We start from the raw sequence: 23,742 nt of genomic DNA, 5'->3' as shown, positions 1-23,742 counted from the left end.
GCGTCGGCATCCGTCGACGGATGCAGTGACTTGCGTGATGCAAGTCACGGTAGCGCTGTCGCTTGCATGACGCAAGTGGTAACGTCGGACCATGCTCGGCCGGACGTACGACACGCAGGTGTGCTCGATCGCACGATCGCTCGAGGTCGTGGGCGAGCGCTGGAGCCTGCTCATCATCCGCGACGCGCTCTTCGCCGGGGTCACGCGGTTCGGGGACTTCCAGCACAACCTCGGCATCGCCACGAACGTCCTGACATCACGGCTGGAGTCGTTCGTCGAGGCCGGCATCATGCAGCGCCAAGGCTTCGCCGACTACGTGCTGACGGAGAAGGGCGGCGCGCTCGGCATCGCCCTCATGGCCCTGACCGAGTGGGGCGACGAGTGGGCATCCCCCGTCGATCCGCCGATCCTCTACGCGCACGACGGGTGCGGTGAGGCCGTGCATGCCGCCGCGGTGTGCGAGGCGCACGGCGTGGTGCCGGCTGCTGAGGTCTCCGCGCGCATCGGACCGGGAATGCCGGCCGAGTACCTCGCGAACCGCCGCGGGGGCACGCGCGCCGGCTGAGCGGACTCAGGATCCCTCAGACGATCCCGCCTCGTCGGAGGTCAGCAGGATGACGTTGCCGTCCGGGTCGTCCACCATGGCGGCGTACGGGCCGACGGTCTGGGCGGGCGCCATCCGGCCGTGATAGCCGGCGGCGACGAGGTCGTCGAAGGTGCTGTCCACGGCCGCATCCTCGCCGACGTAGAACTCGAGCATCTGCGAGTAGCCGCCCGACGGCGGCGTCCACGCCGGGTCGTAGGCCGGCGCGAATCCCTTCATGAGGAGCAGGCTCACACCGCTTCCCATCCGGTGGATCACCATCGGCCGCTTCGGGTCCGGATCCGGGAGGTCGAGGCCGAGCCTGCGGTAGAAGCGGATCGACGCCTCGAGGTCGCCCACCTCGAGGACCACCATGCTGAGCTGCAGTTCCATGCCCCGATTCTGCTCGATTCGGTCTGCACAACTCCACGGATCCGGGATGGAGAAGCCCCGTCGGCGCCCGTGACGGGGCCGCGGCGCTGAGATCCGTGGAGTTGTGCAGGGCGCCCGTCAGGTCAGGCCGTGCTCGAAGGCGAAGACGACGAGTTGCACGCGATCGCGCAGGCCGAGCTTCGCGAGGATGCGGCTGATGTGCGTCTTCACGGTGGCCTCGGAGAGGAACTCGCGCGCGGCGATCTCGGCGTTGCTGAGGCCGCGCGCCGCGAGCGCGAAGATCTCCCGCTCGCGGTCGGTCAGGGCCGCGTACTCCTCGGGCACGGCGCGGGGCACAGGATCCGCGAAGTGCGCGAACAGGTCGCGGGTGGCCGACGCCGCGATCACCGCCGAGCCGGCGTGCACGGTGCGGATGGCCGCGAGCAGGAACTCCGGGTCGGCGTCCTTCAGGAGGAACCCGCTCGCACCTCCCCGGATCGCCCGCGCGGCCGCCTCGTCGAGGTCGAACGTCGTCAGCATCACGACGCGCGGGGGCGCGGCGTCTCGCAGCAGCTCGGCGGTCGCCGCGAGCCCGTCCATGATGGGCATCCGGATGTCCATGAGCACGACGTCCGGCCGCGTCGCACGGACGATCGCGACGCCTTCGGATCCGTCCGACGCCTCGCCGACGACCTCGAGGTCGGGCTGGGAATCGACGAGCATCCGCACGCCGGCGCGGAACAGTGCCTGATCGTCCACGAGCGCGACGCGGATCATGCGACCACGATCCGGGCCGGCAGGGTGGCGCGGACGACGAAGGACCCGGCATCCTCCCCGGCCTCCAGCGCACCGCCCGCGAGCTGGGCCCGCTCGCGCATGCCGATGACCCCGTGCCCCGATCCCGGTTCGGCGCCGGCGCCCAGGCGGTTGCGGACGACGAGCTCCACCCGGTCGGGGTGCCACGACAGGTTCACCTCCACGGGCGATCCGCCGTGGCGCAGCGCGTTCGTGAGCGCCTCCTGCAGGATGCGGTAGACGGCGAGCTGGATCGCGGCGGGCGGGTCGGCCAGCGGCGCCGGATCCACGGTGACCCGAAGGTCGACCCCCGCGGCGCGCACCTGCCCGTACAGCGCGTCGAGGTCGGCGAGCGTCGGCTGCGGACCCTCGCCCTGCGAATGCCGCAGCTGCGTGAGCAGCAGTCGCACGTCGGCCAGCGCCGCGCGCGCCGTCGTCGAGATGGTCTCCAGCGCGCCCGTCGCCGCCGTCGGATCGGTCGCAGCCGCGTACCGTGCGCCGTCGGCCTGGGCGATGACGACGGCGAGCGAGTGCGCCACGACGTCGTGCATGTCGCGGGCGATGCGCACGCGCTCCTGCTCCGAGGCCGCCTCGCTCTCGGCGCGCATCTGCGCCGCGCGGTTCTCGCGGGCGCGACGGGCGGTGCGCACGAGGGCGCCGATCGTCCAGCACAGCAGGAGGCCGAAGGATGCCGCGATCCACATGAACCCGGCGAGCGTCACGTTCTGCCAGCTGATCTGGAGCCCGAACGCGTTGCGCAGCAGGTACAGGTACACCGTGATCACGAACGCGCCGACGATGGCCGAGGCGAAGCCGAGCCAGAAGACGAGCCGCGTCCCGTAGGCCGCGGTCACGTACAGCACACCGAGGATCGCCGCGTTGCTCGCCATCGGGTCCAGGCCCGCGCCCATCTGCACGAAGGCTCCGCCCCAGGCGATCGCGAGGGCGAGTCCCGGCGAGAGCCGGCGCACGGCGAGGGCGCCCGCCATGACCATCCCGACGAGCACGGTGGCCATGGCGTGGAAGGTCACGATCGAGCCCGCGATGCCGACGAACCCGGTCAGCAGGAAGAACACCGCCGCGACGATGATGTCCGTCACGAGCTGGCGGGTCGAGAGCTGACGGATCACGCCTCGACGCTACGCGAGTGCGGATGCGGGCCGCATCCGTCTGGCGATGTATCCCCCTTGCCGGACCTCGCTCGCAGGCTCTACGGTGCGGACACGGGCAAAACGACGAGAGCGGGGATGCGATGACGACGGTGCGAGCGGCGATCAGCCAGACCACGTGGACGGGCGACAAGGATTCCATGCTCGACAAGCACGAGGGATTCGCACGGGATGCCGCCGCGCAGGGCGCCCAGGTCGTGTGCTTCCAGGAGCTCTTCTACGGGCCCTACTTCGGCATCACACAGGACAAGAAGTACTACCGGTTCGCGGAGGCCGCCGACGGCCCGATCGTGCAGCGCTTCGCCGCGGTCGCGAAGGAGCTCGGCACGGTCATGGTGCTGCCGATCTACGAGGAGGCGCAGACCGGCGTCTACTACAACACTTCGGTGCTGGTGGATGCCGACGGCACGATCCTCGGCAAGTACCGCAAGAACCACCTGCCGAACCTCGACCGGTTCTGGGAGAAGTTCTACTTCCGCCCCGGCAACCTCGGCTACCCCGTGTGGGACACCGCGATCGGCAAGGTCGGGATGTACATCTGCTACGACCGCCACTTCCCCGAGGGATGGCGCGAGCTCGGCCTCAACGGCGCGCACATCGTCTTCAACCCCAATGCGACCAAGCCCGGTCTCTCGAACCGGCTGTGGGAGGTCGAAGGGCCGTGCGCCGCCGTCGCGAACGGGTACTTCGTGCTGCAGCCCAACCGGGTCGGCCGCGAGGACAACGAGTACGGCGACCTCGCCGTCGACTTCTACGGCACGAGCCAGGTGATCGACCCGCGGGGCAACTTCGTCGGCGAGCGCGGCTCGAGCGAGCACGAGGAGCTGCTCGTGCGCGACCTCGACCTCGACCTCGTGCAGGCGATGCGCGACGACTGGCAGTTCTATCGCGATCGCCGGCCCGACACCTACGGCGACATCACGGCACCCTGAGCGGATCGAGGAGCACCATGGCCACCACCCTCATCTCCGGCGGGACCGTCGTATCGGCGACCGGCAGCACTCCCGCAGACGTCCTGGTCGACGGCGAGACCATCGCCGCGGTGCTCGCGCCGGGCTCGCAGCTGCTCGGCACGGACCTCGCCGCATCCGTCGACACCGTCATCGACGCGACCGGCAAGTACGTGATCCCGGGCGGCATCGACGCCCACACCCACATGCAGCTGCCGTTCGGCGGCACCGAGGCGTCCGACACCTTCGAGACGGGCACGCGCGCGGCAGCCTGGGGCGGCACCACGACGATCGTCGACTTCGCCGTCCAACGGTACGGCGAGCGCGTCCAGGACGGGCTCGCCGCCTGGCGCGAGAAGGCCGCGGGGAACTGCGCGATCGACTACGGGTTCCACCAGATCATCGGCGGTGTGGATGCGGAGGCCCTGGCCGCGATGCCGGGCCTCGTCGACGAGGGCATCACGAGCTTCAAGCTCTTCATGGCGTATCCGGGCGTCTTCTACTCCGACGACGCGCAGGTGCTGAAGGCCATGCAGGTCTCGCGCGACACCGGGATGCTGACGATGATGCACGCCGAGAACGGGCCGGTCATCGACGTGCTCGCGGCTCAGCTCGTCGAGCAGGGGAAGACCGACCCGTACTTCCACGGCATCGCGCGCGCCTGGGAGATGGAGGAGGAGGCGACGCACCGCGCGATCATGATCGCGCACCTCACCGGCGCCCCGCTCTACGTCGTGCACGTGAGCGCGAAGCAGGCGGTCGAGCAGCTGGCCGCGGCCCGCGATCGCGGGCAGAACGTGTACGGCGAGACGTGTCCCCAGTACCTCTATCTGTCGCTCGAGGAGCAGCTCGGCGCATCCAGCGACGAATGGGGCTCGTTCGAGGGCGCGAAGTGGGTGTGCTCGACCCCGCTGCGCTCGCGCGCCGAGGGTCACCAGGACCACATGTGGCAGGCGCTGCGGACGAACGACCTGCAGATGGTCTCGACCGACCACTGCCCGTTCTGCATGAAGGATCAGAAGGAGCTCGGGCGCGGCGACTTCCGCGCGATCCCGAACGGCATCGGGTCGATCGAGCACCGGATGGACCTGATGTACCAGGGGGTCGTGACGGGGCGTATCACCCTCGAGCGCTGGGTGGAGCTGACGTCCACGACCCCCGCCCGCATGTTCGGCATGTACGGCAGGAAAGGCGTGATCCAGCCGGGCGCCGACGGCGACATCGTCGTGTACGACCCCGAGGGGCACACGTCGATCGGGCTCGGCAAAGCCCACCACATGAACATGGACCACTCCGCGTGGGAGGGCTTCGAGATCGACGGTCACGTCGACACCGTGCTGTCGCGCGGCAAGGTCATCGTCGACGGCGGCGCGTACCTCGGCGCCAAGGGCGACGGCCGCTTCCTCAAGCGCGGCCTCTCGCAGTACCTGGTGTAGCCCGATGGACTTCGGCGTCGTCCTGCAGACGAACCCGCCCGCCGCGCGCACGGTGCAGCTCGCGAAGCTCGCCGAGGCGCACGGGTTCAGCCACGTGTGGACCTTCGACTCGCACCTCCTGTGGGAGGAGCCCTACGTGATCCATTCGGCGATCCTCGCCGAGACCAAGCGCATCGTCGTCGGGCCTTTCGTGACGAATCCGGCGACTCGCGACTGGACGGTCACGGCATCCGTGTTCGCGACCCTCAACGAGATGTACGGCAACCGGACGATCTGCGGCATCGGCCGCGGCGACTCCGCGGTCCGGGTGACCAACGGCAAGCCGACGACGATGGCGGAGCTGCGCGAGTCGATCCACGTCATCCGCGAGCTCGCGAACTCGCGACCGGTCGAGTACAACGGTGCGACCCTGCAGTTCCCGTGGAGCCGCGGCTCGACCCTCGATGTGTGGGTCGCCGCGTACGGCCCGCTCGCCCTGAAGGTCGCCGGCGAGGTCGGCGACGGCTTCATCCTGCAGCTCGCGGACGTCGACATCGCCGCGTGGATGATCACGACGGTGCGGGATGCCGCGGCCGCCGCCGGCCGCGACCCCGACGCGCTCGCCTTCTGCGTGGCCGCCCCCATGTACATCGGCACCGACTGGGAGCACATGCGCGACCAGTGCCGCTGGTTCGGCGGCATGGTCGGCAACCACATCGCGGACATCGTCGCGAAGTACGGGCACCACGGCGCCGTCCCCGACGAGCTCACCGCCTACATCGAGGGTCGCAGCGGCTACGACTACAACACGCACGGCCGGGCGGAGAACGACCACGTCGACTTCGTCCCGGACGAGATCGTCGACCGGTTCTGCATCCTCGGCTCCGCCGAGCACCACATCGCGAAGCTCGAACAGCTCCGCGACCTCGGCGTCACGCAGTTCGCGGGCTACCTCCAGCACGACAGCAAGGAGGAGACGATGCGCGTGTACGGCGAGACCGTCATCCCCGCGCTGTCAGCGCACGTGACCGCGAAGCGCTGAGGTCACCCGGCCGCCGCTTCGGCGGCCGCGAGGAGCACGCAGGTGGCCACGGCATCCATCGCCTTCTGCACCTCGTCGAGCGGCGGCATGCTCGGCGCGAGCCGGATGTTGCGGTCGTCGGGGTCGTGCCGGTAGGGGAACGTCGACCCCGCGGGGGTCAGCGCGACGCCCGCCGCCTTCGCCAGCTCGATGACCCTCGACGCGGTGCCGGGCACGACGTCGAGCGACACGAAGTAGCCGCCCTTCGGCGTGGTCCAGGATGCGATGCCGAGGCCGCCGAGACGCGCCTCGAGCACGCGCTGCACGGCCGCGAACTTCGGCGCGAGGATGCGGCGGTGCTCCTGCATGAGCGCCCGCACACCGTCGGCGTCGCGGAAGAACAGTGCGTGCCGCAGCTGGTTGACCTTGTCCGGGCCGATCGACTGGATGCCCAGGTGCCTGCGGAACCACGCGATGTTGTCCGGGGATGCGCCGATGAAGGAGACGCCGGCGCCGGCGAAGGTGATCTTGGAGGTCGACGCGTACATCAGGACGCGATCGGGATTCCCGGCCTCGGCGGCCAGGCGCAGCGCGTCGGCCGACGGCGTCTGCTCGTCGGTGAGGTGGTGCAGGGCGTAGGCGTTGTCCCACACGATCCGGAAGTCGGGCGCGGCCGTCGGCATCGACACCAGGCGACGCGCGACCTCGGTGGTCACCGTCGAGCCGTCCGGGTTCGCGTAGGTCGGCACGACCCACATGCCCTTGATCCGGGGGTCGTCGGCGACGAGTGCCGCGACGGCCTCCGCATCCGGGCCGTCCGCCGTCATCGGGACGGGGATCATCCGGATGCCGAGCTCCTCGGTCACGGCGAAGTGCCGGTCGTAACCCGGCACGGGGCAGATGAAGGCCACGGCCTCCTCGCGCGACCACGGCCGCGGCGAGCCCGGAACCCCGAAGAGCATCGCGTACGCGAGGGTGTCGTACATCAGCGTGAGAGTCGCGTTGCCCTGTGCCAGCAGCTGCGCGACGGGGACGTTCAGCAGCTCGGCGAAGATCGAGCGGAGCTCGGGGAGGCCGTCCAGGCCGCCGTAGTTGCGCACGTCGGTGCCGTCGGCGGCGGTGAAGGCGTCGCGCCCGGGTAGCTCGAGCAGGTCGCGGGACAGGTCGAGCTGCTCGGCCGACGGCTTGCCGCGGGTCAGATCGAGGCGAAGTCCGAGCGCCTGCAGCTCGGCGTACGCCGCGCGGCAGGCGTCGAGGTCGAGCGCGGACGAACGGTCGGGAGCCTCTGCGGGGGTGGTCACGCCCGCGACTCTACCGGGGCGCGCGCCTGCTCACGCCGGTGCGATGGGCCGGTTCTCGTAGAAGGTCTGCAGCACGATCGTCGTGCGCGTGCGCACGTTGGCCGCCAGCCGGATGTCGCGGATGAGCCGCTCCAGCTCCCGCGGCGACGCGACGCGCACGAAGAGCATGTAGCTGGCGTCGCCCGCGATCGAATGGCAGGCCTCGATCTCGTCGAGGTGCTCGAGCAGCTCGGGCGCGTTGTCGGGCTGGGCGGGGTCGAGTGGCGTGATCTCGACGAAGGCGGACAGCGGCTTGCCCACCGCCTCGGCGTCGAGGATCGGCCGGTAGCCCGAGATGACGCCGCGCGACTCGAGGCGGCGCAGCCGCGCCTGCACGGCCGACACGGACAGCCCGACCTCGGCCGACAGCTCCGACAGCGTCGCTCGCGCGTTGCGTGAGATCGCGGCCACGATGACGGCGTCGGGAGCGTCCAGACGCTCCGGCGTGGGCGCGGCCAGGCCCACGCGCCGCGAGGCCTCGGGCAGCGCGCCCGCGCTGTTCGGAGTGGGCGGGGGGACGGTCATGCCGTAAGATTATCGGCATCCGGGCCTCTTCACCGGAAATGTTCCGTACATCACGCCGCGAGCGCGGCCAGACTCCACGATCGGAGGTTTCCCCCATGTCCCTCACCCACGCGCACGACCAGGTGATCATCGGCGAGCCAGAGGTCGTCGAGGACGTCGAGAACTCCGTCGCCTGGCTCGCGCTGAAGGATGCCGCGACCGAGCTTCAGGGCCTGCAGGCGCAGGACGGCAGTGTTCCGGCCGAGGGCGACAGGGCTCGCGCCGCCGAGCTCGTCGAGACGATCGTGCGCAGCATCCGCGCCCTCGCCCCGCTGTTCCTGCACGATGCCGCGTACCTCGACGCGCTGCCCGTCGACTTCGAGCGATGGATGGCGGGCGGCTTCGGCGTTCCCGACTTCCTCGACTCGCTCGTGGCCTTCCAGCCGCAGCAGCACCGCGTGGACGGCATCCGTCACCTCGTCGTCTTCCCGATGTACACGCAGAACGGGTCGTCGAACCGCCACGTCGAGGCGCTGCTCGTCGAGGTCATCTGGCCCGAGTTCATCGCGCAGCTCGAGACGGAGTACACGAACCGGCTCTTCGTGTCGCTGCGCCTCGTCGACTTCACGCCGGGCTATGACACGAACTCGGCGGTGCTCTTCCCCGAGACGGTCGCGATGCGCGAGATCCCGACGTTCACGTGGGGCGCCATCTTCCAGGACCGCGAGGCCGCCCGCTACCGCCGCGTCGTGCGCGCGGCGTCCCAGATCACGAAGCTCGACCTGCCCGCCGACGCCGCCGCGATGCTCGACGACCAGGCGCTCACCGAGAAGACGTTCGTGATGTGGGACATCATCCACGACCGCACCCACATGCGCGGCGACCTGCCGTTCGACCCGTTCATGATCAAGCAGCGGATGCCGTACTTCCTGTACTCGCTCGAGGAGCTGCGCTGCGACCTCACCGCCTACCGCGAGTGCGTCGCGATCGAGAAGCGCCTCTCTTCGGTCGCCGGCCTCGGCTCTTCGGTCCCCGAGCTCGGCTCTGCGGTCCTCGAGCTCGGCTCTTCGGTCCCCGAGCTCGGCTCTTCGGTCCCCGGCCTCGGCTCTTCGGTCCCCGAGCTTGTCGAGGGGTCGACCGAGCACGAGATGCTGCAGCACGCGAAGCTCGTGCAGTACGCGGTGATCTTCGACCGCATCTTCCGGTTCGCGATCACCGGCAGCCGCGTGCGCAACTACGACGGCCTCGGCGGTCAACTCCTGTTCGCCTGGCTGCACCAGCGGGGCGTGCTGCACTGGACCGACACCGCGCTGACGTTCGACTGGGATGCCGTGCCGGCCGCGGTCGTCGCCCTCGGCGACGCGATCGACCACCTCTACTGGCAGTCGATCGACCGGCCCAAGACGGCGCACTGGCTGGCCGCCTACGACCTCGTGCGCAGCACGCTGACCCCGAATCCCGCCTCGGCGTGGGCGCGCGGGCTGCCGGATGAGATCCTCGCCGGCCCGCCGAAGGGCTACACGGATGCCGTGATGGATGACGAGTTCCCGCTCTCGATGTTCTTCGAGGCGCTCGACAAGAAGATGAAGCCGGTGATCGAGTCGACCGCGGGCATCCGCGGGAGCGACGTCTGACAGACCTCGAAGCGCGCCGGGTGCTGGGGGCTCGGCGCGCTTCGTCGTTCCCGACGCGGACCCAGGTCCGTTGACCGCCGTCGGCGCTGTCGCTATCTTCAGCGCATGACCGCCGGCACCCGCACATGATCACCGCGGCGGAGCTGCGCGGCATCAAGGCCTTCGCGCAGCTGCCGCAGGCGGCGATCGACTATCTCGCGACCTCGGTCGAGGACATCCACCTCGCCCCGGGCGAGTACTTCGCGCACGAGGGTGACGACCGCGCGTTCTTCGTCGTGATCGACGGTCGCGCCGAGCTGACGAAGGTCGTCAACGGCGAGGAGCGCGTGATCGGGGAGCGACGGCCGGGGATGTTCTTCGGCGAGGTGCCGATGACCCTGAGCACGCCCTTCCCGGCGAGCGGGCGGGCGGCGGAGCCGACGCGGATCATCCGGCTCGACCCCCAGGTGTTCTACACGCTCGCGTCGATGGCTCCGTCGGTGCCGGCCTTCGTCGCATCCCTCGCCCGCCGGTATCTGGACTGGCTGCAGGCGGTCGCCGCGGAGCAGCCCGAGGCTGCCGCGCGGGTGATCGCACCGCGCTCGGATGCCGCCACCCGCGAGGCCGTGGTGTTCCTCACGCGCAATCAGGTGCCGTTCGACCGCGTCACGATTCCGGACGAGGTGGATGCCGCGGCCTACCCGATCATCGAGCTCCCGAACGGCCGGCGGTTCGAGGGGCCCGCGCTGCGCGAGATCGCCAAGCTCGTCGGACTCGAGATCGAGCCGTCATCAGGACGCTACGACGTCGTGATCCTCGGCGCCGGTCCGTGCGGGCTCACCGCGGCCGTGAACGCCGCCGCCGAAGGGCTGCGCACGCTGGTCATCGAGTGCCTCGCGCCCGGCGGCCAGGCGGGCACGAGCACTCGGATCGAGAACTACACGGGCTTCCCGTTCGGCATCTCCGGCGACGACCTGGCGAGCCGGGCGCTGCGGCAGGCCCGGCGCCTCGGCGCAGAGATCGTCGTCACGCGCACGGCGGAGGCCCTGCGCCCGGAGCGCGAGCAGATCGTCCTCGACGGCGGCGAGACGCTCAGCGCGCCCGTCGTGATCATCTCGACCGGCGTGGCGTGGCGGCGGCTGCCCGTTCCCGACATCGACCGCTTCCTCGGCAACGGCGTCTTCTACGGCGCCGCCCGGAGCGACTCGACCGTCGCCCGGGGCGCCGACATCGCGATCGTCGGCGCCGGCAACTCGGCCGGGCAGGCGGCGATCTTCTTCTCGCGCTTCGCGCGGTCCGTCACGCTGCTGGTGCGCGGCGAGTCGCTCGACGCCAGCATGTCGAGGTACCTCATCGACCAGATCGCGGCCAACGAGGACATCCGTGTCGAGACGCGCAGCGAGGTCGTGGGCGTGCACGGCGAGCGCAGTCTGCAGGCCGTGGACGTCATCGACCGGGCCACCGGCGAGACGACGACCCGTCCCTACGCCGTCCTGTTCGTGATGATCGGGGCGGATGCGGTCACCGACTGGCTCCCCGCGCAGATCGCCCGCGACGAGCACCACTACATCCCGACGGGCGGGGATGCGGCGGCCACCCCGCAGTGGACGTCCGACCGCCGCCCGTTCGGGCTCGAGACGAGCGCGCCCGGGATCTTCGCCGTGGGGGATGTCCGGTCGGGCTCGGTGAAGCGGGTCGCGGCGGCTGTCGGCGAGGGCGGCATGGCCATCGCCCAGGTGCACCAGTACCTCGCGCTCGCACGCTGACCGCACTCACTCCCCTCGGCCCATTCGACCACCGCACCACGGCGGGTGCACGGTCGCTCACCCTCCGATGCCAGCCAGAGGCCCGACGACTTAGGCTGGTGGATCGTGACCACGATCCACGACACCGCCGTCCGCGGCTTCGCCTCCGACAACTACTCGGGCGTGCACCCCGAGGTGCTCGCCGCCATCGCCGCCGCCAACGAGGGCCACCAGATCTCGTACGGCGAGGATGCGTACACCGAGCGCCTGCAGGAGCTGTTCGTCGAGCACCTGGGCGAGGGCGTCGAGTCGTACCCGGTGTTCAACGGCACCGGTGCGAACGTCACGGGACTCCAGTCGATGCTCCCCCGCTGGGGCGCCGTCGTGGCGGCATCCACCGCGCACATCAACGTGGATGAGGGCGGGGCGCCCGAGCGCGTCGCCGGCATCAAGATCCTCAACGTGCCGTCCGACGACGGCAAGCTCACTCCCGAGCTCATCGACCGCGAGGCGTGGGGCTGGGGCGACGAGCACCGTGCGCAGCCGCTGGCCGTCGCGATCACGCAGTCGACCGAGCTCGGCACGCTCTATTCCGTCGAGGAGCTGCGCGCCATCACCGACCACGCGCACGCGCTCGGCATGCGCGTCTACATGGACGGGGCGCGCATCTCCAACGCGGCCGCCGCCCTCGACCTGCCGCTGCGCGCCTTCACGCGCGATGCGGGGATCGACGTGATGAGCTTCGGCGGCACGAAGAACGGCGCCCTGCTCGGCGAGGCGATCGTCGTGCTGAACCCCGAGGCATCCACGGGTCTCACCTACCTTCGCAAGCTCAACATGCAGCTCGCGTCGAAGATGCGCTTCGTGTCGGCCCAGCTCGTCGCGCTGCTCGAGAACGACCTGTGGCTGCGCAACGCGCGGCACTCCAATGCGATGGCGCAGCGCCTGCGCACCGGAGTCGAGGCGGGCATCGCCGACGGCTCGATCCGCGGGGTCGCGTTCACCCAGAAGACGCAGTCCAACGGCCTGTTCGCGACGCTCCCCGACGGCGTGGCGGACCGGCTGCGCGAGCACTTCCGCTTCTACGACTGGGATGCGTCGCGCAACGAGGTCCGCTGGATGTGCTCGTTCGACACCACCGAGGACGACATCGACGCGTTCGTCGCGGCCATCGCGGAGATCACCGGCGGCTGACGCCCGGTCCGCCGCTCGGGGGATGACGGATTCCTCCGCGCTCTCGGAATACCCATAGGGTCGACGCGGTTAGATTGACGCGTCAACCAAACGGGCCGATGAGGTCCCGGCATCCCCCTCGAGAAAGACGGCCATGCCCCTCGCATCCGATATCGCCCCCCGTTTCGCCCAGACCGACGCCCCCCTGATCGGCGCCCTCGTCGAGCGCTGGAGCCCCCGCGCGTACGATCGCGACGCCGTCGTCTCGCCCGACGTCGTCGACGTGCTCCTCGAGGCCGCCCGCTGGGCGCCCTCCGCCAACAACTCGCAGCCGTGGCGCTTCGTGGTGGCACACCGGGGATCCTCGGAGTTCACCGCGATCCACGACGCGCTGATGGGCTTCAACCAGGCATGGGCCGACTCGGCCGCCGTGCTCATCGTCAACATCGCCGAGACGACGGATGCCGAGGGCCGCGAGCGCCCGTGGGCGACCTACGACCTCGGCCAGGCCGTCGCGCACCTCTCGGTGCAGGCGCAGCACGAGGGCCTGCACACCCACCAGATGGGCGGCTTCGACGGCGAGGCGCTCAAGGCCGCCTTCAGCCTCGGCGAGACCCTCAAGGTCGTCTCGGTGATCGCGCTCGGCGTGCCCGGAGACGTGGATGCGCTGCCCGACGCGCTGCGCGAGCGCGAGGTGGCTCCCCGCCAGCGCCTGACGCTCGACGAGCTCGTGCTCCGCAGCGCCTGAGTCGCCCGAAGGCCGGTTGCTGCGATCCGGCGGATTGGCGGTGATCCGGCGGAAATAGGGCGATCCTGCGTTGGCTGCCCGATATCCGCCGGATCACCGCTGTTGCGCAGGGGAAGGGCCGCGGCCGCCCCCGGCATGTGCTGGGGGCTGCGGTGATCAGACCTCGGGCTCGCCGGCGATGAGGCCGCGCAGCCAGTCGCGCGCCTCGACGAAGACCTCGTCGGAGTAGCGCTGGGGGTAGCGGATGATGACCCGGTCGGCGCGCGGGTAGGAGCCGAGGAAGACGACCTTGGGGCTGAAGCGGCGCAGGCCCAGGAGGGCGTCGGCCATGCGCTCGTCCTCGATGTGCCCGTCGGCGTCGATGACGAACCGGTACCGGCCGAGCTCGTCGCCGATGGGACGGGAGGCCAGGAGCGACAGGTTGATGCCGCGGGTCGCGAACTGCTCGAGCAGATCGAGCAGGGCGCCGGGGTGGTCCTCGGGCAGCTCGACGATGAGCGAGGTCTTATCGGCGCCGGTGGGCGCCGGCGGCGGTGCGACGCGGCTGACGAGCACGAAGCGCGTCACGGCGTTGGAGTTGTCGCCGATGTCCTCCGCCAGCACCTCGTACTCGTGGTGCGCGACGACGCCGGGAGCGGCGACGGCGGCATCCGCACCGCTCGTGCCCTCCGCGATGCCGAGCGCGCTCGCGACATTGCTGGCCGCCGGAAGGTGCTCGTGGCCCGGGATGTTGGTCGTCAGCCACTGCAGCGACTGCCCGTAGGCCACCGGGTGCGCGGCGACCACCGTGACGTCCTCGAGCCGCGTCCCCGGCCGGGCGACCAGCACGAAGTTCACGGGCACGAGATACTCGCCGACGATCCGCAGCCCGGGGATCGTCGCCAGGGCGTCCTGCGTCGTGGTGACGCCGCCGTCGACCGAGTTCTCGATCGCGATCATGGCTGCGTTCGAACGCCCCTCGACGACGTCGGCGAGAGCCTCGCCGACGTTGCGCACCGGACGCCACTCCTGGCCGCGGGCCTCGGGGACCTGCGCGAGCGCGGCCTCCGTGAAGGTGCCCGCGGGTCCGAGATAGCTGTAGACGCGACGGGATTCCAGGGGCTCTTCGCTCACCCCGCAAGCCTAGTAGCGGCATCCTGCCGCGGTGGCGTATTTCTATCAGCGCTGTTATATTAGCGCTGTGACATCTGATCAGCAGCGGCGGCCGGCATCCATCGAAGAACTGCCCAGCGTCTGGCGACCGCTTGCGACGATGCGCAAGCGCATGGATGCCAGCCTCGGCGACCTCTACGACGAGCTCGGCATCGAAGGGGTCAGCACGCGCTTCAGCATGGCGGTGATGTTCCTCGCCGACGAGGATGCGACGATCCGCTCGCTCGCCGAGCGCTGCGGGGTCACGCACTCGGCGATGAGCCAGTCCGTGACGGCGATGAAGAAGGCGGGCCTCGTGACCTCCGAGCCCGGCGAGGATGCGCGCTCCCGCGTCGTGACCCTGACCCCGAAGGGGCGGCGTCTCGCGCCGCTCCTGTGGGACGAGTGGTACGCCACCGAGGCCGCCGTGGCCGAGCTCGACGCCGAGCTGACCATGCCGCTCGGCGCTCTGGTCGCGGAGGTCGACGCCGCCCTCGACCGCGAGTCCTTCGCCGATCGCGTCCGCCGCCATCTGGAGGGGCGGCGCGCGTGATCCGCTCGTACCTCGTCGACCTGCGCCCGCTGCGCACCAGCCGGCCGTTCCGCGCGTTCTGGGCCGGCACCGCGATCTCGCAGTTCGGCGGCAGCATGTCGTCGTTCGCCCTGCTCTACTTCGTGTGGGACGTCTCGCGCTCCGCCGTCGTCGTGGGTCTCGTCGGGCTCGTCGTGGCGATCCCGCTCGTCCTCTTCGGCCTCATCGGCGGGCACCTCGCCGACACCGTCGACCGGCGCGCGATCCTGCTGTGGGCACGCTCCGGGCAGCTGGTCGTCAGCGTCGGCACGGCGACGATCGTCATCGGCGGGGTGCGCAGCATCCCGATCCTGTTCGTGATGATCGCGCTGAACGCGGCGCTCTCGTCGCTCAGCGCGCCGGTCGCCCAGACCGTCCCGCCGATGCTGCTGGCCGGCACCGACCTCTCCGCGGGACTGGCGCTGACCCGGCTCGCCGGCCAGCTGGCCCTTCTCACGGGACCGGCGATCGGCGGCGTGCTGGTCGCCACCGTCGGCGTCGGCGCCTGCCTCGTCGTCGACGCCGTGACGTTCGTCGCCGCGCTGTGGGGCATCTCCCGGCTCCCCCGGCACGTGCCGCGCGCTGCGACGACGGACGGCGCCGAGCCCGAGCGGGCACGCATCCTCGGCGGGCTGCAGTTCGTCGTGCGCACGCCCGTCATTCTCGGCGCGTTCCTCGTCGACATCTGCGCGATGGTCCTGGCGCTGCCCGCCGCGCTCTTCCCGGTCATCAACGCCGAGCGCTTCGGGGGCTCTCCGCTCACGCTCGGCCTCATGCTTCCCGCGATCGGTCTCGGCGGCGTGATCGCCGGCCTCTTCTCCGGCCGGCTCACGGCATACCCGCGGCAGGGGCTCATCATGCTGACCTCCTGCGCCGTCTGGGGAGCCGCCACGGCGGCGTTCGGGGCGAGCCCGACCCTCCCGCTGGCCCTCCTCTCGCTCGTGGCCGCAGGCGCGGCGGACACCTTCACGGTCGTCAGCCGCGGCACGATCGTGCAGACGGCGACCCCCGACGCCCTTCGCGGGCGTGTCAGCTCCCTCGACTACCTCGTCGGTGCGGGCGGCCCGAGCCTCGGCGACCTCCGCGCCGGCGTCATCGCGGGTGCCACGTCCGGCGCGGTCAGCTGCATCCTCGGCGGCCTCGCGTGCGTCGCCGGTGCGGGCGCGATCGCCGGGGCGACGCCGCGCCTGCGTCGCTGGAGGCTGGGATCACGCGCTGCCTCCGCTGCGGAACCCGCGACATGAGCGCACAGCCGACGTGACCTCGCGGCCGGATCGGGGCAGACTTGCACCATGAGCCGAGCTGGACATCCTGCCGAAGCATCCGATCTGATCGACGTCGACGAGCTGATCAACGCCTACTACGACAGGAAGCCCGATCCCTCGGTTCCTGAACAACGAGTGGCGTTCGGCACCAGCGGCCACCGCGGCTCATCGCTGTCGACGAGCTTCAACGAGGTCCACATCCTCGCCACCACCCAGGCGATCGTCGACTACCGCACCGAGCAGGGCATCCACGGCCCGCTGTTCCTCGGCCGCGACACCCACGGCCTGTCGCTGCCCGCCGAGCGCAGCGCGGTCGAGGTGCTCGTCGCGAACGGCGTCGACGTCCGCCAGGACGCCCGCGACTCGTGGGTGCCGACGCCGGGCGTGAGCCACGCGATCCTCACCTACAACCGCGGGCGGGATGCCGACGACCCCGGCCGCGCCGACGGCATCGTCGTCACGCCGAGCCACAACCCACCGCGCGACGGCGGCTTCAAGTACAACCCCCCGCACGGCGGCCCGGCCGACACCGACGCGACCGGCTGGATCGCGGATCGCGCCAACGCGCTCATCGCCGCCGACCTCGAGGGGGTCAAGCGCACCAAGTGGTCGGACATCGACTCCGACAAGATCGGCGAGTACGACTTCCGCGACGCCTACGTGCGCGACCTCGTGAACGTCATCGACATGGAGGCGATCAAGAAGTCCGGCATCCGGATCGGCGCCGACCCCATGGGGGGCGCATCCGTCGACTACTGGTCGCTCATCGGCGAGATGTATGAGCTCGACCTCACGGTCGTCAACCCGACCGTCGACCCGACGTGGAAGTTCATGACGCTCGACTGGGACGAGAAGATCCGCATGGATCCGTCGTCGCCGTCGGCCATGGCCGGACTCGTCGCGCGCCGGTCCGAGTACGACATCCTCACCGGGAACGACGCGGATGCCGACCGCCACGGCATCGTCACGCCGGATGCGGGACTCATCAACCCCAACCACTTCCTCGCCGTCGCGATCGACTACCTGTACTCGCACCGGCCGGGCTGGTCGCAGGATGCCGCGATCGGCAAGACGCTCGTCTCGTCGATGATCATCGACAAGGTCGCCGCCTCCCTCGGCCGCAGGCTCCTCGAGGTGCCGGTCGGGTTCAAGTGGTTCGTCCCGGGTCTGCTGGACGGCTCCGTCGCCTTCGGCGGCGAGGAGTCCGCGGGAGCCTCGTTCCTCCGCATGGACGGCGGCGTCTGGACGACCGACAAGGACGGCATCCTGCTGTGCCTGCTCGCCTCGGAGATCCTCGCGGTGACGGGCAAGACACCGTCGCAGCGGTACGCGGAGCTCGAGGCGGAGTTCGGCTCGTCTGCGTATCAGCGGGTGGATGCGCCGGCCACGCCGGCCCAGAAGGCCGCGCTGTCGAAGCTCTCCCCCGACGCCGTCACCGCGACCGAGCTCGCCGGCGAGCCCATCACCGCCAAGCTCTCGCACGCACCGGGCAACGGGGCCGCGATCGGCGGTCTCAAGGTCCAGACGGACGACGCCTGGTTCGCCGCCCGCCCGTCGGGCACCGAGGACGTCTACAAGCTGTACGCAGAGTCGCTGCGCGGCCCCGAGCACCTCGCCCGTGTGCAGGTCGAGGCGCGCGAGGTCGTCGACGAGGCGCTCGGCGAGGCCTGAGGCCCGCCGCCGCAGACACCGAACCGGCCCGGATGCTCGCCACGCGCATCCGGGCCGGTTCGGTCTGCCCGCCGACCGGGGTCAGCGGACCTTCACGCTGAGCGGCTTGCTCGTCGTCTCGCCGGCGGCGTTCGTGAACGTCACCGTGTAGGTGTGCGTCCCGATCGCCGCGCCGGCGACATCGACGGACGCGTGCTGCGCACCCGGCGTGGCCGCCGTCAGGCTGCCGGAGCCGATCACGGTGGCGCCCTCGCGGAAGGTGTAGGAGGTCGCGTTCGTCCCCCACCACATGTCGGCCGAGAGCGTGAACGAGCCGTCGGAGCGCGGCGTGCTCGCCGAGAGCACCGGCGTTCCGGGCGACGCATCCGTCACCTTCACCGTGAGCGTCTGGGTCGCCGTCGTCCCCTTCGAGTTCTCGAGCTGTCCGGTGAAGGTGTAGGTGCCGTTCTTCAGCCCGTCGATGTGCACGACCGCCTGCTGCGCGAGCGGCGACATCATCGGCAGGCGCACGGACGTCACGAGCGTGCCGTCCCGGTAGAGCTTGAACAGCTGCCCGTTGACGCCCCACCACAGGTTCATCGTGATGTCGAACGTGCCGTCCTTGAGGCCCGTGTCCCACCCGTCGTCCGAGGAGAGCACCGCTTTGCCCGGCGCGGAGGTCGCGCCGTCGTTCGACGCCACCTCTGGCAGCGTGACAGGAGCGGATGCGGCGGAGGCGTCGCCCTCGCCGAGCTGGTTCACGCCCGACACCGTGTAGGTGTGCGTGGAGCCGAGGTCGACGCCCGTGATGGTGCACGAGGTGTCGGCGGTGGTGCACACCGGGGTGGTGGCATCCGCCTCGTACACCCGATAGCCCGTGAACCCCAGGCCGGTCGGCGACGAGGCGGTCCACGAGACGGTGACCGACGTGTCCCCGGCCACGACCGCCTCCACGTCGGTCGGGGCGGCCGGCTTCGTGATGTCGGCGACGGCGAGCCACGAGATGACCGGCATCGAGCTGCCGGCTCCCTCGTTGGTCACGAGGTAGTCGACGGTCGCGGGCTGGGCGAGGGTGAACGTGAGGTCCGCCGTCAGCGGGGTGCTCGAGCCGGAGAGCGCGATGCTTCCCTTCGCGAGCTCCGTCCCGTTCACCGAGACCGTCTGGTACATGGGCCGCGTGACGTTCCACCACTCGGTGAATCCGCCGGTCAGCGTGTAGGTCCCGGCCGGAAGCGGCAGGTGGTAGATGAGCTTCGTCGTGTTCTGGTACAGGCCGGTGGAGTACTTGTCGTTGATGTCCGTCGAGCCCTTCGTCACCATCCCGGTGGCGTCGTAGCCCCACTGGCCGGCCGTCGTCGACGCCTGGTCGACCTTGTCGTTGCGCAGGCTCGGCACCGCCTGCGCGACCGCCGAGTACTCGGGCGATGCGACGCCGTTCGTGCCCGAGTCGATGAAGTAGACGACCCCCTTCGGGATCACCTCGTACGAGGCGACCACGGCCACCTCGTCGGCCCCGATCGTGCCCGAGACGGGCAGCTTGCCGTACAGCGTGCGCTGACGGGCGATGGATGCGTCGTCCCACGTCACGGCCGTGTCCACGCCGCCCACCTTCACGGTGTGCGGGAGTGCATCGGTCAGGCCGAGCGTCCCCTGCACACCGAGATCGCGCGGCAGCGTCTGGACGTAGACGAGGGCGAGTCGGGCGTTGTAGCCGCTCGTGCCGTTCGTGCCGAACTCCAGGTCGACGACGGCGGGCGCGTCCAGCGTGATGCGCTGCGCGATCGGCGTCGCAGCGCCGGTCGACACCGCCGTCTGGGTCGTCGCCGTGCCGCCGCGGACGCCCACCTTGGAGTAGATGTTCGTCGTCAGGCCGGCGCGCGGCGCCTGCACGCCCACCACGTTGTAGCTGCCCGCGGGCAGGCTCAGGTGGTACGTCACCGGCTTGCTGAAGTCGGCGCCGACGTAGCTGGAGCCCCAGTCGGCCGGCGTCCCCGCGGCGACGGTGGTCGCCGCTGTGGAATAGCCCCACGTCGAGCCCGCGGTCGTGCCGTCCCACTTCTGGTCCGGCACGCCGTTCTGCAGCCGCGGGTACAGGGCCGCGACAGACGAGTACGCCGACGCTCCCGTGGTCGCCGAGGCGCCCGAGTCGATGAAGTACGCCAGGCTGCCCGGCACCATCAGCACGGTGACGGTGAAGCGCTGGTACACCCCGGCCGAGGTCTTGTCGGTCGTGCGTCCCGTGGCCGTGAACGTGCCGAGCTCTGCGGTGGAGGCCACGCTCGCGAGGGATGCGGCATCCCACGTCACGGCGAGGTCCGAGCCGTCGATCGCCATGGTCGTCGGCAGCGCACGACCGGCCGTGGCGACCGCGGTCATGCCGAGGTCGCGGACGTCGGTGCTGACGTCCTTGGGAACGAGCGCGGCGATCGCGGACGTGAGGCGAGCGATGATCGCCGCTGCCCCTTCGGCGTCGAGGCCGAAGCCGGCGGGGTCGGCGACGGCTGCGCGGGCACCCGTCAGCGCCGCGCTCACGAGCGCCCAGGAGTCCGCTCCCCAGTCGCCCGCGGTGAGTGCGTCGCCCTTCGCGACCGCCCCGGCCAGGGCCGTCGTGTCGACCTTGCTCGCGTCGGCGTCAGCCGTGATCACGCCGACCGCGTCGACGTCGATCGGGCTCGCGTTGGCGGTGGAGATGACCACCGTGTGCGTGCCGTTCTTCAGGCCGCGCAGCTCGAACGCGGTGCGCTCGCTGCCGGCGGCGAACGTGGGAGCGCCTGCCAGCAGCTGCGTGCCGTCGACCGTGACGTTCAGCGTCGGCTGACCGGTGTTGGTGCCGATGAGGTCGAGGCCCGTGCCGGTGAACGTGAAGGTCATCGCGGCGCCCTGGCGCGTGCTGTTGGACGCCGTGCGCTGGTACTCGAACATGCCCTGGCCGTTGATGCTGCTCCAGCCGCTGTCGAACTGCAGCACCGGCGTCGAGCGGTCGGCCCAGCTGGTCTGGTGCATGCCGTCGATGAGCTGTGCGTAGTACGGCGTGTACCCGGGAACGGTCGTGATCTTGAGGTTGTCGAAGTCGACGAAGTTGAAGCTCGACCCGAGCTGGATGCGGCCGGTCGCCTGGGGCGACGCATCCGTGTAGGTCGCCACCTGCCTGCCGTTGATCGAGGCGCTGTAGACGCTGCCCGCGACTGTCACCGCGAGGGTGTTCCAGACGCCCGCGCCGGCCGTGAATGGGACGGCGGCGTTGCCCGCGACTGTGCCGCTGGCGACGGTCGTGCCGAAGCGCATGAACGTCCAGGCGCCGGTCGGGTCGACCTTGAGCTCAGCCGCCGACACGTTCTGCCCGTTCGCGGTGCCGCCCTGCTCGCGTGCCCCGATCGTGGCGTACTGGCCCGATGCCGTGGCCTCGAACTGCACGTCGGCCGACACGGTGTAGTTGGCCCAGCGACCGTCGCCGATCGTGGTCTTCGGGTCGCCCGAGTTCCAGGCGCTGCCCGCCATGCCGGGGCCGACCTGCTGCCGCAGGACGCGGCCGTGGGCCGCGTCGGCGGTCGACACCGACTCGAAGGCCCCGTTCGTGTCGTCGGTGTAGCGGGGGGTCGCGCCGTTGTCCGCTGTCGCCACTCCCGGGGTCCCGGCCGGCTTCGCCTTCGCCCCTCGGCTGTCGAGGTACGACTCGCCGCTGTCGACGAGCTTTCCGGTCGCCGCGTCGTAGGTCTTGACGTTCCCCGAGTTCGCGTAGTCGAAGTCGTCGTCGTACAGGTACGCGTCGTCGGTCACCCCGTTCGTGCTCCCCGTCGCGTCGGTGTCCAGCACGTCCCGACCGCCGTCCGCCGCCGTGTACTCCTTCGACGTCGGCAGGGTGTTGCCGTAGCCCGCCTTCGGCGTGAGGGTGCCGTCGGCGGCCTTCGTCGCGTGATCCAGTGTCGTCGCGGTCAGCGCAGACCACGGCTTCACCGTGAACGTGTACGAGCCGTCGGCCGCGGGCTGGATCTCGTCCACCGGCTTCAGGTAGTTCGCGTCGTACGGCTGGCCCGCATCCGCCGCCCGCGTCTCCCACAGCTCCATCGTCTTGTCGTCACCGAGGCTGAGACCGTTCGCGGCGATCCGGTACGTCCGGGTGTAGGAGCTGTCGTTGACGATGACGGTCGAGAAGTCCGACGCATCCGGTGCCGCGAGGGTCGTGTACGACGCTCCGCCGGTGCGGGCGCCGCTCGGCGGGTTGCCCGTGCCGAGCTGGCTCGCCGAGGCCTGCGGGATCGCCCGCCAGATGCCGGCGGTGTTGTCCGAGTTCTCCCACCCGAGCTTCGCGAACTGCGTGAACTGGGCCAGGACGTCCAGGCCGCCGTCGTAGGAGATCCAGCCGGACCACGGGTCGCGGGCGCTCACCAGCTCCTTCGACGAGTACTGCATGCCGTCGTAGAACGACCCGATCGCGGGCTGGAAGATGCTGAACGTGCGGTTGGATGCGGCGAACCCCGTCGTGATCCAGTTGCCCATCTCGAGCGCGCTGTTCGTGCCGCCGAACTGGGTGCCGCTGCCGCCGGCCTCGTTGTTCGCGTTGTTGTTCGGCCGGTCGGCGGAGCTCGAGAAGGTCGACTGCCCTTCGGAGTTCCAGACCTCCTTGTCGAACTGCTGCGCGAGCTTCTTCATGTTGCCGTTGGCGTCGTCGGCGCTGCTGTAGTGGAAGCCGACGACGTCGACGGCGTTGCGCAGCGTGGCGTCGGTGCCGGTCATCGCGTTGCCGAACGACAGGGGCGGCGTGCCCACGGTGTCGGCCGCGATGGTCTTGATGCTGTGGAAGAGCTGCTGCTCCTGGGAGCTCTGGAAGCCGTTGTTGGGGTCGCCGGCCGTGGCGCCCTCGTAGCCCTTCACGTCGGTGCGGAGCCACCCGGAGAACGACTCGTACAGCGCGATGTTCGGGCTGCCGGTCTCGTTCGTGTCGGGGTTGATCGAGTCGACCATGATGCCGTACTCGCGGTAGGCGGCGAGCACGGTGTTCTTGAACCAGATGTACTGGTCGGCATCGGAGGTCACCCACGTCGGGCGGCTCCACCGCAGGAGGCTGACGTGCACCGTGCCCTTCGCGACCTTCTGCGCGTCGGCCGCGAGCTGGAACCCGGGTTCCCGTTGTACGTTCGGGTACTCGGCGCGGGTGCGCATGGTCGCGGCCTCGGGACCCGTCGACGTGTTGCGGTCGTTGCCCATCTCGATCTTGACGGTGTTCATGATCGGGTTCGAGCCGCCGAAGAGCGTCTGGATCAGCTGCCAGTACTGCTCGGGATGCTGGGCCTTGTAATCCATGAGCAGCGAGCTCGTCGAGTTGCCCGACAGCAGGCCGAAGCCCTTGAAGGTGAGGCCGTTGACGTTCTTCGCGGCGGTGGCCACGTCGGAGCCGTTGAGCGTGACGACGACGGGATCGGTCACCGCCGCCTCGGCGATCGCCGGGAACCCGATGGATGCCGCGACCACCGCGGCGCTCACGGCCACGGTCAAAGCGGCCCTGCGGGCCTTCCGTCCGAAGCCGGCACGGGGCGTCGTCGCCTCCGACATCTCTGTCTCCGTTCTCCGCCTCCACGACGAGGCGATCTCCTTCTGCGGTGACATCGTCCACCGCCGTGCACCGGGGCGGAATCGAATCGAACAGAAACGATCGCGATCGCACTGATTCGCAGTGAGGTGATACGTTCCGGACACATC

At 70.3% G+C, this 23,742-nt stretch carries 18 protein-coding genes; 11 read left to right on the top strand and 7 right to left on the bottom strand.

Annotation, left to right across the window (positions count from 1 at the left end; all coding sequences use genetic code 11):
• Window positions 1-91: 91 nt before the first annotated feature.
• A complete protein-coding gene (locus SM116_RS04235; protein WP_320943219.1) occupies window positions 92-565 on the top strand; it encodes a winged helix-turn-helix transcriptional regulator in 474 nt (157 codons plus the stop codon).
• Window positions 566-571: 6 nt separating this feature from the next.
• Here SM116_RS04235 and SM116_RS04230 read toward each other — a convergent pair whose 3' ends face one another.
• The 3 genes from SM116_RS04230 to SM116_RS04220 all read right to left on the bottom strand — a co-directional run bounded on the left by SM116_RS04230 (window position 572) and on the right by SM116_RS04220 (window position 2,880).
• Window positions 572-976 (bottom strand): VOC family protein, encoded by a 405-nt coding sequence (locus tag SM116_RS04230; protein WP_320943218.1) that lies wholly within the window; start codon window positions 974-976, stop codon window positions 572-574.
• Between the two features lie 117 nt (window positions 977-1,093).
• A complete protein-coding gene (locus tag SM116_RS04225; protein ID WP_320943217.1) occupies window positions 1,094-1,732 on the bottom strand; it encodes a response regulator transcription factor in 639 nt (212 codons plus the stop codon).
• Window positions 1,729-2,880 (bottom strand): sensor histidine kinase, encoded by a 1,152-nt coding sequence (locus SM116_RS04220; RefSeq protein ID WP_320943216.1) that lies wholly within the window; start codon window positions 2,878-2,880, stop codon window positions 1,729-1,731. The genes SM116_RS04225 and SM116_RS04220 overlap by 4 nt, the downstream gene beginning before the upstream one ends.
• Before the next feature lie 122 nt (window positions 2,881-3,002).
• On the opposite strand from SM116_RS04220, the gene SM116_RS04215 reads away from it, so the two are divergent.
• From SM116_RS04215 to SM116_RS04205, 3 genes are read left to right on the top strand one after another with little or no spacing between them, the layout of a single operon-like run.
• On the top strand, window positions 3,003-3,851 hold the full coding sequence (locus SM116_RS04215) for a nitrilase-related carbon-nitrogen hydrolase (RefSeq protein WP_320943215.1): 849 nt from the start codon (window positions 3,003-3,005) through the stop codon (window positions 3,849-3,851).
• 17 nt (window positions 3,852-3,868) lie between these two features.
• Window positions 3,869-5,305 (top strand): dihydropyrimidinase, encoded by a 1,437-nt coding sequence (gene hydA / locus SM116_RS04210; protein WP_320943214.1) that lies wholly within the window; start codon window positions 3,869-3,871, stop codon window positions 5,303-5,305.
• A 4-nt stretch (window positions 5,306-5,309) separates the two neighbouring features.
• Window positions 5,310-6,326: a TIGR03842 family LLM class F420-dependent oxidoreductase gene (locus SM116_RS04205; RefSeq protein ID WP_320943213.1), complete on the top strand. Its 1,017-nt coding sequence runs from the start codon at window positions 5,310-5,312 to the stop codon at window positions 6,324-6,326.
• 2 nt (window positions 6,327-6,328) lie between these two features.
• On the opposite strand, the gene SM116_RS04200 is transcribed toward SM116_RS04205, so the two are convergent.
• A complete protein-coding gene (locus SM116_RS04200; protein WP_320943212.1) occupies window positions 6,329-7,606 on the bottom strand; it encodes an aspartate aminotransferase type Ic in 1,278 nt (425 codons plus the stop codon).
• Between the two features lie 30 nt (window positions 7,607-7,636).
• Entirely contained in the window at window positions 7,637-8,080 is a 444-nt protein-coding gene (locus SM116_RS04195) for an Lrp/AsnC family transcriptional regulator (RefSeq protein WP_320944094.1), read from the bottom strand.
• A gap of 185 nt (window positions 8,081-8,265) precedes the next feature.
• Between SM116_RS04195 and SM116_RS04190 the strand changes: the two genes are divergently transcribed.
• The 4 genes from SM116_RS04190 (at window position 8,266) to SM116_RS04175 (ending at window position 13,428) form a co-directional block, all read left to right on the top strand.
• On the top strand, window positions 8,266-9,783 hold the full coding sequence (locus SM116_RS04190) for a DUF6421 family protein (protein WP_320943211.1): 1,518 nt from the start codon (window positions 8,266-8,268) through the stop codon (window positions 9,781-9,783).
• A 125-nt stretch (window positions 9,784-9,908) separates the two neighbouring features.
• Window positions 9,909-11,528, top strand: coding sequence for an FAD-dependent oxidoreductase (locus SM116_RS04185; RefSeq protein WP_320943210.1), 1,620 nt, complete (start codon window positions 9,909-9,911; stop codon window positions 11,526-11,528).
• A gap of 105 nt (window positions 11,529-11,633) precedes the next feature.
• The gene (locus SM116_RS04180; protein WP_320943209.1) at window positions 11,634-12,701 is read left to right on the top strand and encodes a threonine aldolase family protein; all 1,068 of its coding nucleotides are present in this window, start codon (window positions 11,634-11,636) and stop codon (window positions 12,699-12,701) included.
• Window positions 12,702-12,834: 133 nt separating this feature from the next.
• Entirely contained in the window at window positions 12,835-13,428 is a 594-nt protein-coding gene (locus SM116_RS04175; protein WP_320943208.1) for a nitroreductase family protein, read from the top strand.
• Between the two features lie 156 nt (window positions 13,429-13,584).
• Here SM116_RS04175 and pheA read toward each other — a convergent pair whose 3' ends face one another.
• Window positions 13,585-14,541 carry a prephenate dehydratase gene (gene pheA, locus SM116_RS04170; RefSeq protein WP_320943207.1) on the bottom strand — a complete coding sequence of 319 codons (957 nt, stop codon included), beginning with the start codon at window positions 14,539-14,541 and terminating at the stop codon, window positions 13,585-13,587.
• A 67-nt stretch (window positions 14,542-14,608) separates the two neighbouring features.
• Here pheA and SM116_RS04165 point away from each other — a divergent pair, with 67 nt between their 5' ends.
• Genes SM116_RS04165 through pgm form a run of 3 tightly spaced genes read left to right on the top strand, consistent with a single transcriptional unit; the run spans window position 14,609 to window position 18,066 of the window.
• Window positions 14,609-15,112, top strand: coding sequence for a MarR family winged helix-turn-helix transcriptional regulator (locus tag SM116_RS04165; protein ID WP_320943206.1), 504 nt, complete (start codon window positions 14,609-14,611; stop codon window positions 15,110-15,112).
• A complete protein-coding gene (locus tag SM116_RS04160) occupies window positions 15,109-16,374 on the top strand; it encodes an MFS transporter (protein ID WP_320943205.1) in 1,266 nt (421 codons plus the stop codon). Before SM116_RS04165 ends, SM116_RS04160 begins: the two co-directional genes overlap by 4 nt.
• A 48-nt stretch (window positions 16,375-16,422) precedes the next feature.
• Window positions 16,423-18,066, top strand: a complete 1,644-nt coding sequence (gene pgm / locus SM116_RS04155) for a phosphoglucomutase (alpha-D-glucose-1,6-bisphosphate-dependent) (RefSeq protein WP_320943204.1) — start codon at window positions 16,423-16,425, stop codon at window positions 18,064-18,066.
• An 81-nt stretch (window positions 18,067-18,147) separates the two neighbouring features.
• Here the strand turns inward: pgm and SM116_RS04150 are convergent, their stop codons facing one another.
• Complete coding sequence (locus SM116_RS04150; protein ID WP_320943203.1) at window positions 18,148-23,595, bottom strand: fibronectin type III domain-containing protein; 5,448 nt, start codon at window positions 23,593-23,595, stop codon at window positions 18,148-18,150.
• Window positions 23,596-23,742 lie beyond the last annotated feature (147 nt).

This window comes from Microbacterium rhizosphaerae (assembly GCF_034120055.1).
GTDB lineage: Bacteria > Actinomycetota > Actinomycetes > Actinomycetales > Microbacteriaceae > Microbacterium > Microbacterium rhizosphaerae.
This window is presented reverse-complemented; position numbering and strand designations above follow the sequence as displayed.

Bases quoted from the DNA above. Each gene is read 5' to 3' on its own strand.
- SM116_RS04175 (WP_320943208.1), top strand. From the start codon at position 12,835: ATGCCCCTCGCATCCGATATCGCCCCCCGTTTCGCCCAGACCGACGCC.
- SM116_RS04225 (WP_320943217.1), bottom strand. From the start codon at position 1,732: ATGATCCGCGTCGCGCTCGTGGACGATCAGGCACTGTTCCGCGCCGGC.
- SM116_RS04205 (WP_320943213.1), top strand. From the start codon at position 5,310: ATGGACTTCGGCGTCGTCCTGCAGACGAACCCGCCCGCCGCGCGCACG.
- SM116_RS04185 (WP_320943210.1), top strand. From the start codon at position 9,909: ATGATCACCGCGGCGGAGCTGCGCGGCATCAAGGCCTTCGCGCAGCTG.
- SM116_RS04235 (WP_320943219.1), top strand. From the start codon at position 92: ATGCTCGGCCGGACGTACGACACGCAGGTGTGCTCGATCGCACGATCG.
- SM116_RS04215 (WP_320943215.1), top strand. From the start codon at position 3,003: ATGACGACGGTGCGAGCGGCGATCAGCCAGACCACGTGGACGGGCGAC.
- SM116_RS04230 (WP_320943218.1), bottom strand. From the start codon at position 976: ATGGAACTGCAGCTCAGCATGGTGGTCCTCGAGGTGGGCGACCTCGAG.
- hydA (WP_320943214.1), top strand. From the start codon at position 3,869: ATGGCCACCACCCTCATCTCCGGCGGGACCGTCGTATCGGCGACCGGC.
- SM116_RS04190 (WP_320943211.1), top strand. From the start codon at position 8,266: ATGTCCCTCACCCACGCGCACGACCAGGTGATCATCGGCGAGCCAGAG.
- pgm (WP_320943204.1), top strand. From the start codon at position 16,423: ATGAGCCGAGCTGGACATCCTGCCGAAGCATCCGATCTGATCGACGTC.
- SM116_RS04150 (WP_320943203.1), bottom strand. From the start codon at position 23,595: ATGTCGGAGGCGACGACGCCCCGTGCCGGCTTCGGACGGAAGGCCCGC.